This is a genomic window from Telluria sp. PB2R4, assembly GCF_059685695.1.
In genome coordinates, this window is record NZ_JCASIC010000007.1 from 90550 (window position 1) to 106283 (window position 15734).

Here is a 15734-nt window from a genome sequence, read left to right on the forward strand (position 1 = left end):
CCTTACATCCGGAACACGCCGAACTTCGTGTCTTCGATCGGCGCGTTCAGCGCGGCCGACAGGCCCAGGCCCAGCACGGTGCGGGTATCGGCCGGGTCGATCACGCCGTCGTCCCACAGGCGCGCGCTGGCGTAATAGGGGTGACCCTGGTGCTCGTACTGCTCCTTGATCGGCTGCTTGAAGGCGGCTTCTTCCTCCGGCGACCACTGGCCGCCCTTGCCCTCGATGCCGTCGCGTTTCACCGTGGCCAGCACCGACGCCGCCTGGTCGCCGCCCATCACCGAGATGCGCGCGTTCGGCCACATCCACAGGAAGCGCGGCGAGAAGGCGCGGCCGCACATGCCGTAGTTACCGGCGCCGAACGAGCCGCCGATGATGACGGTGAACTTCGGCACCGAGGCGGTGGCGACCGCAGTCACCATCTTGGCGCCGTTGCGGGCGATGCCTTCGTTCTCGTACTTGCGGCCGACCATGAAGCCGGTGATGTTCTGCAGGAACACCAGCGGGATCTTGCGCTGGCAGCACAGTTCGATGAAGTGGGCGCCCTTCAGCGCCGACTCCGAGAACAGGATGCCGTTGTTGGCGATGATGCCGACCTTCATGCCGTAGATATGGGCGAAGCCGCACACCAGCGTGGTGCCGTAGCGCGCCTTGAACTCGTCGAACACGCTGCCGTCGACCACGCGCGCGATCACTTCGCGCACATCGAAGGGTTTACGGGTGTCCACCGGGATCACGCCGTACAGTTCTTCCGGCGCATATTTTGGCTCGACGCTTTCACGCAGTACGCCTTGCACCGGCTTGACCCGGTTCAGGTTCGAGACGATGGTGCGGGCCAGCGACAGCGCATGTAAATCGTTCTGGGCCAGGTGGTCGGCCACGCCCGACAGGCGGGTGTGCACGTCGCCGCCGCCCAGGTCTTCGGCCGTCACCACTTCGCCGGTGGCCGCCTTCACCAGGGGAGGGCCGCCCAGGAAGATGGTGCCCTGTTCCTTGACGATGATCGATTCGTCGCTCATGGCCGGCACGTAGGCGCCGCCGGCCGTGCACGAACCCATCACCACCGCGATCTGCGGGATACCCTTGGCGGACAGGTTGGCCTGGTTATAGAAGATGCGGCCGAAGTGGTCGCGGTCCGGGAACACGTCGTCCTGGTTCGGCAAGTTGGCGCCGCCCGAGTCGACCAGGTAGATGCAGGGCAGGTGGTTCTGCTCGGCGATTTCCTGGGCGCGCAGGTGTTTTTTCACCGTCATCGGGTAGTAGGTGCCGCCCTTGACGGTGGCGTCGTTACAGACGATCACGCATTCCTGGCCGGCGACGCGGCCGATGCCGGTGATGATGCCGGCGCTTGGGGCGGCGCCGTCATACATGTCATAGGCGGCCAGCTGGGAGAACTCGAGGAAGGGCGTACCCGGGTCGAGCAGCATCTGCACGCGGTCGCGCGGCAGCAGCTTGCCGCGCGCGACGTGCTTGGCGCTCGCGGCCTCGCCGCCGCCCTGGGCAATCTTTGCTACTTTTTCGCGCAGATCGTCCACGATCAGCTGCATGGCTGCTGCATTCGCCTTGAAATCTTCACCGCGCGGGTTGAGTTTGCTCTCGATCTGGGGCATTGCCGTCCTCTGTCTCTGCTGTGCTTTATTTATTTAGGGAAACTTCCGTCCACGTAATACCAGCGCGGCGCCCCGGTCTCCGGGTCGGGCTCGCGCAGGAAACGGCTCACTTCGTGCAGCCGGTGCGCCCGTCCTCCCAGCTTGAAGCGGGCGACGAATTCGACGGTGTCGGTGTCTGGATCGTCCGGTGAATTTACTTTACGTTGACGTAAACGTAAAGCAGATTTTACCTCAAGCCCGAGCCAGCGAATTGGTTCTTTCTCATCGATGATGGGCTCGGTTGGGCGCGTAGTTGGATGCCAGGTGGCAAGCAGATAGGGCTCGTTCTTCTGGGAATACGCGGTATAGCGCGAGCGCATCAGGGCCTCGGCCGTGGGCGGCAGCGCCTCACCGAGGATGAACGGACCGCAGCAGGCGCCAAGGGACGGCCCGCCACAGGGGCAGGCCTCGAGAGTGGTCGTTTTGGACATGGGCGTCATTATCCGCCATTTCCTTATGGCGGATACGGTGGGCCCTATGCGTGGCGGATCATCCGCGCAGCGTCAAGCCATCCAGGGAAAACGGCGGCGCCTCGCCTTTCATTGCGCCGGCCAGCAGGCTGGCGCTGCCGCAGGCAAAGGTAAAGCCCAGCGGTCCCTGGCCGACGTTCAGCCACAGGTTGCCGTAGGGGGTGGCGCCGATGATCGGGGCGCTGCTCGGGGTGGCGGGGCGCAGGCCGGCCCAGACCGAGAGTTTCGAGTAATCGGCCGCGCGCGGCATCGTCTCTTTTACCTGACGCGTCAGGGCGTCGACGCGCTTCGGATTGTGGCTCAGGTCTTCGCCCACCATGTCGACCATGGCGGCCACGCGCAGCTTGTCGCCGATGCGCGCGTACAGCACCTTGCGCTCGAAGTCGGTGACGCTGATTTCAGGCGCCACGTCGTCGGCCCGGATCGGCGCGGTCAGGCTGTAGCCCTTGAGCGGGTACAGCGGCAGCGAGATGCCGACCGTGCTTGAGAGGGTACGGCTCTGGATGCCGGCGGCCAGCACATAGCTGTCGGCAACGACGACGCCTTGATCGGTCTCGACCCCGGTGATGCGGCCCCGGTCAGCCAGCAGGCGCCGCGCTTCGCCGTGGACGAAGCCCCCGAAACGCGGATGGGCGCGCAGGCGCTCGGCCAGGGCCAGGCAAAAGGCGTGGCAATCGGCTACCGCTTCGCCGCTGTTGTAGATGCCGCCGGCCAGCAGCGGTTCCGCCGCCGCCAGGGCCGGTTCGCGCGCCGCGCACTCGGCGGCGGACCAGATCTCGCCGGCGCCAGCCTTGCCGGCCGCCTTCTTGAACACGTCGCGCGAGCGGTACACCACCAGCTTGCCGGCGTCGCGCCATTCGAATTCGTCGAGCGGGATCGTGACTTCGAGCTGCTTCATGCCCTGGCGCGACAGCTCGCCCAGTTCGAGCAGCTTGGCCGTCGTGCGGCGGTTGACGTCGGCGCGGCAGTGCGCGAGGAAGCTGGCCAGCCAGCGGTACTGGCGCAGGTCGGCTTCCGGCCGGAAGTGCAGCGGACCGGCGTCCTGGAACATCCATTGCAAGGCCTTCAGCGGCACGCCTTCGTCGGCCAGCGGCGACACGTAGCGGTAGCTGAGCTGCCCGCCGTTGCCGTAGCTGGACCCGCTGCCGACCTCCGGCGCGCGCTCCAGCAGGCTGACGTGGTAGCCGGCTTCCGCCAGCCACCAGGCCGAGGTCAGGCCGACCACGCCGCCGCCGATGACGAGGACGTGTTCTCGCGCCTGACGCGGTTGACGGGGTTGAACTACTTGCTGCTGCATCCTGCACTCTTCTTATTGAACGTGGGTGGTGAGCTTAGGCGTTCGGCCCAATGAGGGCCAATGAAAGTCGCGCCAAGCGCCATAACCGGGGTATATGCACACATTGCCATCATGTTGCTGCCTGTTGGGCGGAGATCGCATGGCGATACAGCGCAGTGAGGATGCGTTCCTCGTAGCGCGCCATGGCCGAATAGCGTCCTGCCTGCAGTTCCGGATCGGCCGAGCTGCCGCCGCTCAGGACCACCATGCCGTTGCCGCGCGCGGCATCCAGCGCGAACACCGAGCGCAGGCCGTAGGCTTCACCCAGGTGGCCGACGCCTTCGAAACCGCCGCCGTCGACCAGGCCCATGCCGGGACGGTCGGGGAAATGCTGGTTGCCGAGGCCCCAGGCCTGGTACAGGCCGTTCAGCGTGTCGCCGTTGCCATCGCCATTGCCACTTCGGCCGTCGTGGGTCCACTGGCGCGCGAACATGCCATCGAGCGTGGCGCGCTGGAACAGGCGAGTACTCCCGTGGACGCCGCCGTTCATCAGCATGCGCATGACCACGCCCATGGCGGGCGCCGAGATGCGCAGGCCGCCGGTGGGGCTGAAGGGCGTGGCGTTGACGCCCGGCGCCGCGGTGGCGGTTCCCACCGGCAGGACCGGCGGCCTGGCGCTGTAGTCGTCCACCTGTGGGATCCAGGGACCGGCGGCATTCCAGATCTCGGTGTCGACCGTGCGCTTGCGGTAGAGGGTGGCGAGATTATCCAGTGCGCCTGGTGCCAGTCCGGCCGGGCTGTAGCCGGCCTGGATGCCGAGCGGCTGGAACAGCAGGCGTTCCATCAGCAGGTCGAAACGCTCGCGGGCGATGCGCTCCATCACGGTGCCGATGACGCCCCAGGCGAGGTTACAGTAGGTGAAATAGTCGCCCGGACCGGCGCGGTCGGACCACATCCTGCCTTCGCCGTACAGCGCGCCGCCCGGCACCAGCACGTCCTGCAGCGACACCGGCAACTGCCACGAGTAGCCGGCGTCGTCGCGCAGGGACGAGGTATGGGTGAGCAGGGTGCGCAGCGTGACCGGACGCGCCGGGAAATGCGGGTTACGCACGCGGTAGCCGAGGTAGCCCGACACGTCGGCATCGAGGTCGGCGCGGCCCGCTTCCACCAGGCGCATCAGGCCCAGCGTGGTCATCATCTTGGAGATCGAGGCGATGCGGTACAGCGTGTCCGGCGTGGCGGGACGGTCGGGGAGGGCCGCAGTGCCGATGAAGCGGCGTCCGAAGGCGTGCTGGTACACCGGCTGGCCGCCGCGGATCGCCAGCACCGACAGGCTGGCCAGCTGCATCGACGGGTCGTTGGCGATGGCCGCCAGCTCGGCGTCGAGCGCCTGGCGCGCGCCGGCAGGAATGCCCGCAGGCGCTGCGGACGACGGCGGAACCGCAAACAGCGGCTCGGTCACGCCCAGCAAGGCCATGCCCAGCAAGCTTCGCCTGCGCTCGTTCATTCCAGTCTCCTCGTCGCCATGACGGCTTGTTGTGTGTACATGTGAAATCGTCCGGATGAGCATACGGAGTGACAGGGAGGATTGCCAAATGAATAGCCGTCGCCTTGGCATAACCCTTTGATATTGGTATCAAGTGGTATGCTCATAAGCCAGAAGAATGCATATACAAAGCTTTTTCATGGATCGCAGTGTGTCGGGGACGGACGTTGCCATTACACTTCGTACGACCCCTGAGCAATGCCAATGACAAGCAACCCCACCTTCCAGATCGACCTGAGCGACAACTCGCCGCTGTACATGCAGCTGGCGCGCAAGCTCGCGCAAGACGTGCGCGACGGCCGCTACCAGGCCGACCAGGCCTTGCCTTCCGAACGCACCCTCTCCGAGCAGCTCGACGTCTCGCGCGTCACCGCGCGCAAGGCGATCGACCAGCTGGTCGACCAGGGCCTGGTGGTGCGCCGGCGCGGCTCCGGCAATTACATCGCGCCGCGCATCGAGCAGCCGCTGTCGGACCTGTCGAGCTTTTCCGAGCAGCTGCAGCAGCGCGGCTACACGCCCAGCAGCCACTGGCTGCGGCGCGAGGTCGTGCAGGCCGACGCCGACGAGCAGCTGTCGCTCGGCCTGTCTCCGAACACGCGCGTGGCGCGCCTCGAGCGCCTGCGCCTGGCCGACGGGGTGGTCATGGCGTACGAAGTCAGCGTGATCCCGGCCACCGTGCTGCCGCGTCCCGAGAACGTCGGCGGCTCGCTGTATGCCCACCTGGCCAAGACCGGGCACATGCCGCTGCGCGCGCTGCAGCACCTGCGCGCAATGAATGCCTCCGCCGAACTGGCGGCACGCCTGGATGTGCCGGAAGGCCGTGCGGTGCTGTTCATCACACGCGTCGGCTACCTGGAATCGGGCGAGCCGGTGGAGCTGACGCACTCCTACTGCCTCAGCGACCATTACGACTTTGTCGCGGAGCTCAGGCGTCCTGCATAACTTTTCGGCATGATGACGGCCGCAGCTTTCATGGGTCGCCGGCTGCAATTGGTATTACACTGGTTTTATCGATCACTCCGCACCATGAAGATACGGCAATGCTGAAAACCGAAACCCCGGCCCAGGACCACGCCACCCTCGACCAGTACCCGACCGTGGAACTGGTCAACGTCCTGGTCGACGACCAGCTCAACGCGGTCAACGCGGTGCGCGCCGCCGCGCCGCGCATCGCCGCCGCCGTCACCGCCGCACTGCCGCGGGTGGAAGCGGGCGGGCGCCTGATCTACGTCGGCGCCGGCACTTCGGGCCGCCTCGGCGTGCTCGACAGCGTCGAGCTGTATCCGACCTTCTCCTGGCCGCACGAGCGTGCGGTGGCGCTGCTGGCCGGCGGCCTGGAAGCGATGTTCGTGGCGGTCGAAGGCGCCGAGGACGATGTCGAGCAGGGCGCGGCCGACCTGAAGAAGGTGGACGTGGCCGCGAACGACGTGGTGCTGCTGATCGCCGCCTCCGGCTTCACGCCGTATGTACTGGGCGCGCTGGGCGCCGCGCGTGAAGCCGGCGCGCTGACGATCGGCTTCGCCAACAATGCCGATGCGCCGGTGGCCAAGGATGCCGAGATCGGCATCACGCTCGACACCGGCCCGGAAGTCATCTCCGGTTCCACCCGCCTGAAAGCCGGCACCTCGCAGAAGATCGCGCTGAACACCTTTTCGAGTGCGCTCATGGTCCGTTTGCACAAGGTCTATGGCAACCTGATGGTAGACTTGAAGGCTACCAATGCCAAGCTGGTGCGACGCGCCATCCGCCTGACCGTGTTTGCCACCGGCGCCGACGAAGCCGCCGCGCAGGCGGTGCTCGAGCAGTGCGGCTACCACGTCAAGACCGCGGTGGTGGCCTTGACCAAACAAACCAGTGTCGAGCAGGCGCAAGCCCTGCTGGAGGCGGCGCACGGCAGCGTGCGCGAAGCCATCGCGTGACCGCCGTCCCACAGTACGCCTGAAGCGTACCCGGGGTACGCCGCACCTGCCCGACCACGAAAGACTTATGCAGACTTCGCTCGCCAAAAGTTCGTCGCCCACCAGCCCGTGGTCCTGGATTCCTTCGCTGTATTTTGCCCAGGCCATCCCCTATGTGGTGGTAATGAGCCTGTCGGTCATCATGTACAAGGACATGGGCGTGTCGAACTCCGACATCGCCTTCTATACCAGCCTGCTGTACCTGCCGTGGGTGATCAAGCCCCTGTGGTCGCCCGTCGTCGACATGTTCGGCACCAAACGCCGCTGGACCGTGCTGCTGCAGCTCGGCGTCGCGGCCTCGCTGGTGGCGGTGGGCCTGTCCCTGCAGCTGCCGAACTTCTTTGTGGCCAGCCTTGCCGTGATGTGGCTGATGGCCTTCAGTTCCGCCACCCACGACATCTCGGCCGACGGCTTCTACATGCTCGGCCTGCGCCAGCAGCAGCAGGCGGCGTTCGTGGGCGTGCGTTCCACCTTCTACCGCCTGGCCACGCTGTCGGTGCAGGGCCCGCTGGTGGTGCTGGCCGGCTACCTGGCCACCCGACTGGGCAGCGTCAACCAGGCCTGGGCGATCGTGTTCTTCGTGCTCGCCGCCCTGTTCTTCGTGGCCTTCCTGTGGCACGGGTTCATCCTGCCCAAGCCGGACAGCGACCACAAGGTGGCCGGCACCAGCAACCCGCTGCGCGATTTCTTCACCACCTTCGCGCTGTTCTTCCGCAAGCGCGACATCTGGCTGATCCTCGGTTTCATTCTTACTTTCCGCCTCGGTGAAGCCCAGTTGCTCAAGCTGGTGGCGCCCTTCCTGAAAGACCCGCTGGCCGCGGGTGGCCTGGGGCTCACCACCGAGCAGTACGGCATCGCCTACGGCACCATCGGCATCGCCTTCCTCACCATGGGCGGCCTGGCCGGCGGCTACCTGATCTCGCGCCTGGGCCTGAAGCGCTGCCTGTGGGTGATGGTGTTCGCAATCCACCTGCCGGACCTGGTGTTCGTCTACCTGTCGCAGACGCAGCCGACCAGCTTCGTCGTGGTGTGCGCCGCGCTGGCGATCGAGCAGTTTGGCTACGGCTTCGGCTTCACCGCCATGATGCTGTACATGATCATGGTCTGCGAGGGCGAGCACAAGACCGCCCACTACGCGATCTGCACCGGCTTCATGGCCCTTGGCATGATGGTGCCGGGCATGTGGAGCGGCGACCTGCAGGAATACCTCGGCTACAAGAACTTCTTCGTCTGGGCGTGCTTGTCCACGATCCCTGCATTCGTCATGGCGGCGCTGGTGAAGATCGACCCCGAGTTCGGCAAGAAGTAGGGTGGACGGCTATGCCGTCCGCGCGTTCAACCGCCGTTCGAATGGACGATGCGTCTGCCCATGCCATGTTTGAACGCGCGGTCGGCGAAGCCGACCACCCTACAAGATCAATAACGATACTGGAGACCAAGCCTGCAATGCGCGATGCACCGGTGCGCCTGACCTCACTCGACGCCTTCCGCGGCTTTACCATTGCGGCGATGGTGCTCGTGAATAATCCGGGCGACTGGGGCAACCTGCATGCGCAGCTGGCCCATGCCACATGGCATGGCTGGACCTTCACCGACTGCATCTTCCCCTTCTTCCTGTTCATCGGCGGCGTCGCCATGACGCTCTCGCTCGGGCGCCTGGCGGCAAGCGGAGCCCCCAAGGGGCGCCTGCTGGGTAAACTCGCCAGGCGCGCCGCGCTGATCTTCCTGATCGGCTTCCTGCTCAACCTGATCCCGCGCTTCGACTTCGATACCGTGCGCATTCCGGGCGTCCTGCAGCGCATCGCCCTGTGCACGCTCTTGGTGGCGCCGCTGGTCGTCTACCTCGGCTGGCGCGCGCAGCTGGCCGTGATCGCGGCGCTGCTGGCGCTGTACACGGTGCTGATGCTGTGGGTGCCGGTGCCCGGCATCGGCGCGGGCATCCTGGAGCCGGGCCAGGACTTCGGCGCCTGGATCGACCGCATGCTTCTCGACGGCCACCTGTGGGTGCAATCCAAAACCTGGGATCCGGAAGGACTGGTGAGCACCATCCCGGCCCTGTGCAGCCAGCTGTTCGGCGTCCTGGCCGGCCGGGTGCTGGCGGCAAACCTGCCGCGCATCGAGCAGGTAACGTGGATGCTGTTCGCCGGCCTGGTGTTCCTGGCGCTGGGGTCGAGCCTCGATGCGGTGCTCATGCCGATCAACAAAAGCCTGTGGACGGTCTCGTACTGCCTGTGGACGACCGGCTGGGCGCTGCTGGCCTTCGGCAGTGTCTATTGGCTACTCGACGCCAACCCGCACGCGATCGTGCGCGAGCGCGCGGCCGTGTGGGCCAAACCCTTCGTCATCTATGGCATGAATGCGCTGTTCATCTTTGCGTTCTCCGGTTTCGTCGCCAAGATGCTCGGATTTATCAAGCTGGCGCAGCCCGACGGCAGCCAGCTCTCGCTCGGCCGCGTGCTGTATGCGCCGCTCAAGGCGCTGCCGCTGGGCGCCGCCAACACATCCCTGATCCATGCCATCCTCTTCAACGCCTGCATGTTCGCGATCGCGGTCATCATGTGGCGCAAGCGGTGGTTCGTCAAAGTCTGAAGAAAAGAAGGAGCGGATTTGAAGCCCGATTTGAAGAAACGTGCGTTCACCCTGGCCGGCATGACCGGCATGGCAGGTGCCCTGACACTGGGCAGCTTCCTGGCCGCCTGCACCACCCCGCCGGCCACGCCCGGCAGCGCTGCGGACAACCCGCCGCCGGCCCCGCGCGAATTCCGCGCCGCCTGGGTCTCGACCGTCGCCAACATCGACTGGCCGAGCAAGCCGGGCTTGCCCGCGGCGCAGCAGCAGGTCGAGGCCATCGCCATCCTGGACCGCGCAGTCAGCCTCAATTTGAACGCCATCGTGCTGCAGGTGCGTCCGGCGGCCGATGCGATCTATCCGTCGAAGATCGAGCCCTGGACCGAATACCTCACCGGCGCCCAGGGCAAGCCGCCCTCGCCGATGTACGATCCGCTCGCGTTCTGGGTAAAGGAAGCGCATGCGCGCGGCCTGGAGCTGCACGCCTGGTTCAACCCCTACCGCGCGCGCCACGACAATGCGCGTTCCCCTAGTGCGCCGAACCACATCACCAACACCAAGCCGCACGCGGTCAAGCGCTACGGCAAGTTCATGTGGATGGATCCGGCCGAGGAGGCAGCGTCGAAGCAGACCATGGACGTGATCCTCGACGTGGTGCGCCGCTACGACATCGACGGCGTGCACATCGACGACTACTTCTACCCCTATCCGATCGCGGCGCCGGAAGTCGCAGGCAACGCGCAGGCACTGGACGGCAACGGCAAGCCTGCTGCGAAGGAGCTCGACTTCCCGGACGGCCCGGCCTGGGAACGCTATCTTGCAGGCGGCGGCAAGCTCGACCGCCCGTCGTGGCGCCGCGACAACGTCAACCGCCTGATCGAAGCCATGTACAAGGGCATCCACAAGGAGAAGAGCTGGGTGCGCTTCGGCATCAGCCCCTTCGGCATGGGCCGCCCGGACCGCCGCCCGCCGGGCATCTCGGGCTTCTCGCAGTACGACAAGCTGTACGCGGATGCCGAACTGTGGCTGGAAAAGGGCTGGCTCGACTACTTCGTGCCCCAGCTGTACTGGCCGATCGCCCAGACTGCCCAGTCCTACCCGGTACTGCTCGACTACTGGATTTCGCAGAACCCGCAGGGCCGCCACATGTGGCCGGGCCTGTTCACCAGCCGCATCGGCGCTGCGCCGCCGACCCTGAACTACGAGCCGAAGGAAATCCTGGACCAGATCGCGCTGACGCGCCAGCGCCCGCTGGCGACCGGCCACGTCCACTTCAGCATGGTGGCGCTCACGCAGAACCGCAAGGGCGTCAGCGACCAGCTGCGCGCCGCCACCTACCCCGGCCAGGCGCTGGTGCCGGCCACTCCCTGGCTGGCGAGCGAAGCGCCGGGCACGCCGCAGGTCGCCGCCAAGCGCGGCAATGACGGGGTGCTGCTGCGGCTCAAGGCCGGCAAGGCCACGATGCTGTACGCGGTCTGGGCGCGCCACGGCGGCGAATGGCGCTTCGCGGTGGTCCCGGCCGCGCGCGTGGACTGGACCGTGGCGGACGACGCCAGGCTCGGCGCTGCCGACCTGGTGTTGGTGAGCGGCGTCAACCGCCTCGGTACCGAAGGCGCGCGTGTGCAGGCATGGCGCAAGCCATCGTAATATTGCAACTATGGACTATCACGAGCCACAACAAGAGAATCTCGGCCTCGGCATCGACGCCGGCGGCACGCAAACCCGCTGGGCCCTCGCGGCGCCGGGCGGGCGCATCCTTGCCGAGGGCACGGCCGGCGGCCTGTCGGCCCTGCAGATGGGTAACGCCGACGGGCGCGAAGCCGTGCAGGCAGCCTTCGGCGATATCGCACGCGCGGTGCTGGCCCATGGCCGCCCGGTGGCGGTACGCGCCGGCGTGACCGGATTCGGCGGCGACGGCGGCCCCCTGCAGCAGAGCCTGGGCGAGCTGCTCGGCCTGGACCCGCAGGCGGTCGTGCTGAGCAACGACATCGAGATCGCCTACCTCGCGAGCTTCCGGCCGGGCGAGGGCTATCTCGTGTATTCCGGCACCGGCTCGATCGGCGCCTTCATCGATGCCCACGGCGGCTTCCATCGCGCCGGCGGACGCGGCGTGATGCTGGACGACGGCGGCGGCGGCTTCTGGATCGCGCGCGAAGCGCTGCGCCACATCTGGCGCCTCGAGGACGAGCGTCCCGGCGCCTGGGAAGCCTCGCCGATGGCGCATGCCGTGTTCCAGCACGTGGGCGGCTCGGACTGGTCGTTCTCGCGCCAGTTCATGTATGGCCGTGAACGCGGCGAGGTCGGCAAGCTGGCGATCGCGGTGGCCGCAACCGCCGAGCGCGATCCGGCCGCCGCTGCCATCCTGCGCGAAGCCGGACGCGAACTGGCCCGGCTGGCGCAAGCGCTGGTCAAGCGCTTCGGCGCGCGCCCCGTGGCGCTGGCCGGACGCGCCGCCGAGCTGCATCCGGTGATCGTCGAAACCATGCGCGCTGCGCTGCCGCCCGATACCAACCTGACCCAGACCGGAATGCGCGCCCACTATGCCGCCGCGCGGCTGGCGGCAGACATGGCGCAGCGTGTCGACCAATAACAATATTTAGACAGAATTCCATCCCGATGAAAAACCTGATCGTTCCCGTCATCCTCGCCCTGCTGGCAGGCTGTACCACCGCCCCGCTCGAACCCGTCGGTCCGAAGATCGACACCACCTACACCGCCAAGGGCCAGTCGAGCCGCGCGCGCTTCCTGGTGCTGCACTACACCGTGTCCGACAACCCGACGTCGATCAAGATCCTGACCGAGCAGCAGGTGAGCTCCCACTACCTCGTGACGAACCATGGGCAACCGATCATCTACCGCCTGGTCGACGAAAACCGCGCCGCCTACCATGCCGGTAACTCGAGCTGGAAGAATTTCACGCAGCTCAACAGCAGCTCGATCGGCATCGAGATCGTGAATCCCGGCTGGACCGCCACGCCCGACGGCGGCCGGCTGTTCTACCCCTTCCCGCAGTCGCAGATGGATGTCCTGATCCCGCTGCTGAAGGACATCGTCCGGCGCCACGGCATCGCGCCCGAGAACGTCCTGGGCCACAGCGACATCGCGCCGCAGCGCAAGCAGGATCCGGGTCCGCTGTTCCCATGGGCGCGCCTTGCCCAGGAGGGCCTGGTACTGTGGCCGGATGCGAACCGGGTCGCCCTGGTGCGCCCGGTCTTCGATGCAACCCTGCCGGACATCTTCTGGTTCCAGCGCAAGCTGGCCACCCACGGTTTCGCGATCCAGCAGACCGGCATGCTCGACCAGCAGACCCGCACCGTGCTGCAGGCCTTCCAGATGAAATACCGTCCGGCCGATTTCGCCGGCAACCCGGATGCCGAAACCGCGGCCCTGCTCGAGGTGCTGACCACGCCGGCCAATGCCCCACTGCCGGTGATTACACCGCCGATGATCACCTCGCCGGTGCCGATGCTGCCGCCGGCGACCCCGCCGGTCCCGGTGGTGCCGGAGACGGAACCCGCGCCGGCCGCGCCGCAGCCGGTGCCGACGCCGTCCGTGCCGACGCCGGTGCCGACGCCGGTCACCCCGCCGGTCCAGGCGCCCGCGCTGGTGCCAGCCGCGCCTGCGGAACCTGCAACGCCGGCAACGCCGGCAGCCGCGCCGGCCGTGGTGAACACGCCGTGATGGTCGCCGCAGCCGGGTTTTCCCTGTATCCTTCCGCAAATCCGCGCCATGCGCGGATCCTCTACTGAAGGATAAAGCGATGCGCCTGCGCCATATCGAAGTTTTCCACGCCATCATGCAGGTCGGTACCATCAGCGGTGCCGCCCAGGTTCTCCACATCTCGCAGCCGGCGGTGACGAAAGTCCTGCAGCATGCCGAGCTGCAGCTGGGCATGCCGCTGTTCGAGCGCGTGCGCGGAAAGCTGTATCCGAAGCCCGAGGCGCACCGCCTGTTCGCCGAAACCGAGAAACTGAACCGCGACCTGCAAGGCATCCGCCGGCTGGCCGCCAGCCTGAAGGGCCGCGCGGTCGAGACCGTGCGCCTGGTGTCGACCCCGACCATCGCGATCAGCGTGCTGCCGCAAGCGATGACGGTCTGGCGCCGCGACTTCCCGCAGGCGCGCTGCGAGCTGTCCACCCACCACACCAGCGAGATCGTGAACGCGCTGCGCCTGGGCGAAGCCGACCTGGCGCTGTCGCTGCAGGATCCGCGCCACCCGGGCATCGTGGCCGAGCCGATTGCGCACGGCAACCTGACCGTGATGGCGCCCGCCGGCACCTGGAGCCAGGACGAGTTGTCGCGGCCCTTCACGGCCGAAGGCCTCCTGGGTGAGCTGATCGGCCTGAACGACGGCGACCCGCTGGGCGAAATCGTGGTCGCGGCCTGCGAGGCGCAGGGCGTGCAGCCGGTCTACCACACCGTGGTGCAGACCTACCAGATCGCCCGCTCGCTGGTCGAAGCCGGCGCCGGCGTGGCGGTGCTCGACCCGTTCACCGCCGCATCGGCCGACCCGGCCAAGGTGCAGTGCCGCCCGTGGTCGCCGGCGATGCCGGTGCACCTATATTTGCTGAGCGCCAGCCATTCCCCCCTGTCGCACGGGGCGCGGGAGCTGGCCAACTGTATCGGCGCGACCGCGCGCGCCTGTCTTGAAAAAGGTTGTGCATGACCAAGGATGGGCAACTGAGCGTGGCCAGCGAGGACATCGCCGGCAGCCCTGAATTCCGCCATCTCACCAGCGTCGAAGGGATTGCGATCGACCTGCGCTATGCCACGCCCAACAACTTCGTCGGCCGCGACCTGTATTCGCCCTTCGACTGCGCCTGGCTGCACCGCGACGCCGCGGCGGCGCTGGAACGGGTGGTGGCCTGGCTGGCAGAGCGCCGTCCCGGCTACACCGCCCTGGTGCTGGACGCCCTGCGCCCGCAGCGCGTCCAGCAGCAGCTGTGGGATGCGCTGGAGGGCACCGGCCTGCAGATGTACCTGGCCAACCCGGCGCGCGGCTCGATCCACTCGTACGGCATGGCGCTCGACATCACCCTGCTGGACGAGCAGGGACGCGAGCTCGACATGGGCACCGGCTTCGACGACATGACCGAGCTGTCGCACCCGGCGCTGGAAGAAGGCTTCCTCATCACCGGCGAGCTGCTTGAAGCACAGCTGGCCAACCGCCGCCTGCTGCGTGAGGCGATGCTGGGAGCGGGGTTCTTCGGCATCAATACCGAGTGGTGGCATTTCGACTGCGGCGACCGCGAGCTGGTGCGCGCCACCTACCGCCGCGTGCTCTGAACCGGCAGACTGTAGGCACATGACACGCCATTTTTCCGCACGCTGGCTGCGCGGCGCGATCGCCGCAGCCTGCATCATCCTGACTCCGCAGCTGCATGCGCAGTCGGTCGCCTTCAGCTTCGATGACGGCCCGAGCCTGTCCGCCACCCCGCGCATGGCGCCGCAGGCCCGCAACGCCGCGCTGCTGGCGGCGCTGGCAAAGCACGGGGTCCAGGCCGCGCTGTTCGTCACTGCCGCGAACGGCGCGGACCGGCCGGAAGGACTGGCGCTGGCACGCGCCTGGGGCCAGGCCGGCCACGCCGTCGCCAACCACACGATGACCCATCCGGACCTGAACAGCGCCAAGGTCAGCCTGGCCCAGTTCCAGCAGGAGGTGCTCGACTGCGACCGCGTCATCGCGGCGCTGCCGGGTTACCAGAAGTGGTTCCGCTTCACCTACCTGCGCGAAGGGAACACGCCGGAAAAACGCAACGGCATGCGCGCCTTCCTGCGCCAGCAGGGCTACCGCAACGGCTACGTCACGCTCGATACCAGCGACTGGCGCCTGAACGACAAGCTGGCCGAGGTGCTCGCCAAGGATCCGGATGCGAACGTCGAACCGATCCGCCAAGCCTATCTGTCGCACATCCGCCAGCGCGCGCTGGCCTACCGCGCGTTGGCCCACCGCCTGCAGGGCAGGGACATTCCGCAGATGCTGCTGCTGCACCATAACCTGATCAATGCGCTGTGGCTGGACGATGTGATCCGCCAGTTCAGGGAGATGGGCTGGACCATCACGACGCCGGCCCAGGCCTACACCGACCCGGTCTACCAGCTGATGCCGGACCGCGCCGTGGCGGGCCAGAGCCTGCTGCTGTCGATGGGGCGCAGCCTGGGGTTGTCCACCGAGGACCTGGGCCTGCGCCTGATGGACGATGGCGACTTCGAGATCGAGGCGCTGCAAAAACAAGGCTTGTAAGCTAGCGGCATGCATTGCAAGAG

14 protein-coding genes are annotated in these 15734 nt (G+C 67.0%); 10 read left to right on the forward strand and 4 right to left on the reverse strand.

The genetic code is table 11. The features are described from left to right. Positions 1 to 2: 2 nt before the first annotated feature. From AC56LU_RS13375 to AC56LU_RS13390, 4 genes are all read right to left on the reverse strand, one after another. Entirely contained in the window at positions 3 to 1610 is a 1608-nt protein-coding gene (locus AC56LU_RS13375) for a carboxyl transferase domain-containing protein (RefSeq protein ID WP_497176095.1), read from the reverse strand. A 29-nt stretch (positions 1611 to 1639) separates the two neighbouring features. Continuing rightward, positions 1640 to 2080: a YchJ family protein gene (locus AC56LU_RS13380; protein ID WP_497176096.1), complete on the reverse strand. Its 441-nt coding sequence runs from the start codon at positions 2078 to 2080 to the stop codon at positions 1640 to 1642. 58 nt (positions 2081 to 2138) lie between these two features. Further along, a complete protein-coding gene (locus AC56LU_RS13385; RefSeq protein WP_497176097.1) occupies positions 2139 to 3416 on the reverse strand; it encodes a D-amino acid dehydrogenase in 1278 nt (425 codons plus the stop codon). A 109-nt stretch (positions 3417 to 3525) separates the two neighbouring features. Then, a complete protein-coding gene (locus tag AC56LU_RS13390; RefSeq protein WP_497176098.1) occupies positions 3526 to 4902 on the reverse strand; it encodes a serine hydrolase domain-containing protein in 1377 nt (458 codons plus the stop codon). Positions 4903 to 5145: 243 nt separating this feature from the next. On the opposite strand from AC56LU_RS13390, the gene AC56LU_RS13395 reads away from it, so the two are divergent. The 10 genes from AC56LU_RS13395 (at position 5146) to AC56LU_RS13440 (ending at position 15711) form a co-directional block, all read left to right on the forward strand. Beyond that, complete coding sequence (locus AC56LU_RS13395; RefSeq protein WP_497176099.1) at positions 5146 to 5883, forward strand: GntR family transcriptional regulator; 738 nt, start codon at positions 5146 to 5148, stop codon at positions 5881 to 5883. 98 nt (positions 5884 to 5981) lie between these two features. Next, on the forward strand, positions 5982 to 6860 hold the full coding sequence (gene murQ / locus AC56LU_RS13400; protein WP_497176100.1) for an N-acetylmuramic acid 6-phosphate etherase: 879 nt from the start codon (positions 5982 to 5984) through the stop codon (positions 6858 to 6860). 67 nt (positions 6861 to 6927) lie between these two features. Further along, positions 6928 to 8208 (forward strand): MFS transporter, encoded by a 1281-nt coding sequence (locus AC56LU_RS13405; RefSeq protein WP_497176101.1) that lies wholly within the window; start codon positions 6928 to 6930, stop codon positions 8206 to 8208. 65 nt (positions 8209 to 8273) lie between these two features. Beyond that, on the forward strand, positions 8274 to 9488 hold the full coding sequence (locus AC56LU_RS13410) for an acyltransferase family protein (protein WP_497176102.1): 1215 nt from the start codon (positions 8274 to 8276) through the stop codon (positions 9486 to 9488). Positions 9489 to 9548: 60 nt separating this feature from the next. Beyond that, positions 9549 to 11114 (forward strand): glycoside hydrolase family 10-like protein, encoded by a 1566-nt coding sequence (locus tag AC56LU_RS13415; protein WP_497176267.1) that lies wholly within the window; start codon positions 9549 to 9551, stop codon positions 11112 to 11114. A 10-nt stretch (positions 11115 to 11124) separates the two neighbouring features. After that, positions 11125 to 12057, forward strand: coding sequence for an N-acetylglucosamine kinase (locus tag AC56LU_RS13420; RefSeq protein ID WP_497176103.1), 933 nt, complete (start codon positions 11125 to 11127; stop codon positions 12055 to 12057). 26 nt (positions 12058 to 12083) lie between these two features. Beyond that, complete coding sequence (locus tag AC56LU_RS13425; protein WP_497176104.1) at positions 12084 to 13148, forward strand: N-acetylmuramoyl-L-alanine amidase; 1065 nt, start codon at positions 12084 to 12086, stop codon at positions 13146 to 13148. Positions 13149 to 13227: 79 nt separating this feature from the next. Then, entirely contained in the window at positions 13228 to 14133 is a 906-nt protein-coding gene (locus AC56LU_RS13430) for a LysR family transcriptional regulator (RefSeq protein ID WP_497176105.1), read from the forward strand. Next, positions 14130 to 14753 (forward strand): M15 family metallopeptidase, encoded by a 624-nt coding sequence (locus tag AC56LU_RS13435; RefSeq protein WP_497176106.1) that lies wholly within the window; start codon positions 14130 to 14132, stop codon positions 14751 to 14753. The genes AC56LU_RS13430 and AC56LU_RS13435 overlap by 4 nt, the downstream gene beginning before the upstream one ends. A 19-nt stretch (positions 14754 to 14772) precedes the next feature. Beyond that, positions 14773 to 15711: a polysaccharide deacetylase family protein gene (locus tag AC56LU_RS13440; RefSeq protein WP_497176107.1), complete on the forward strand. Its 939-nt coding sequence runs from the start codon at positions 14773 to 14775 to the stop codon at positions 15709 to 15711. The last annotated feature ends 23 nt before the right edge of the window (positions 15712 to 15734 follow it).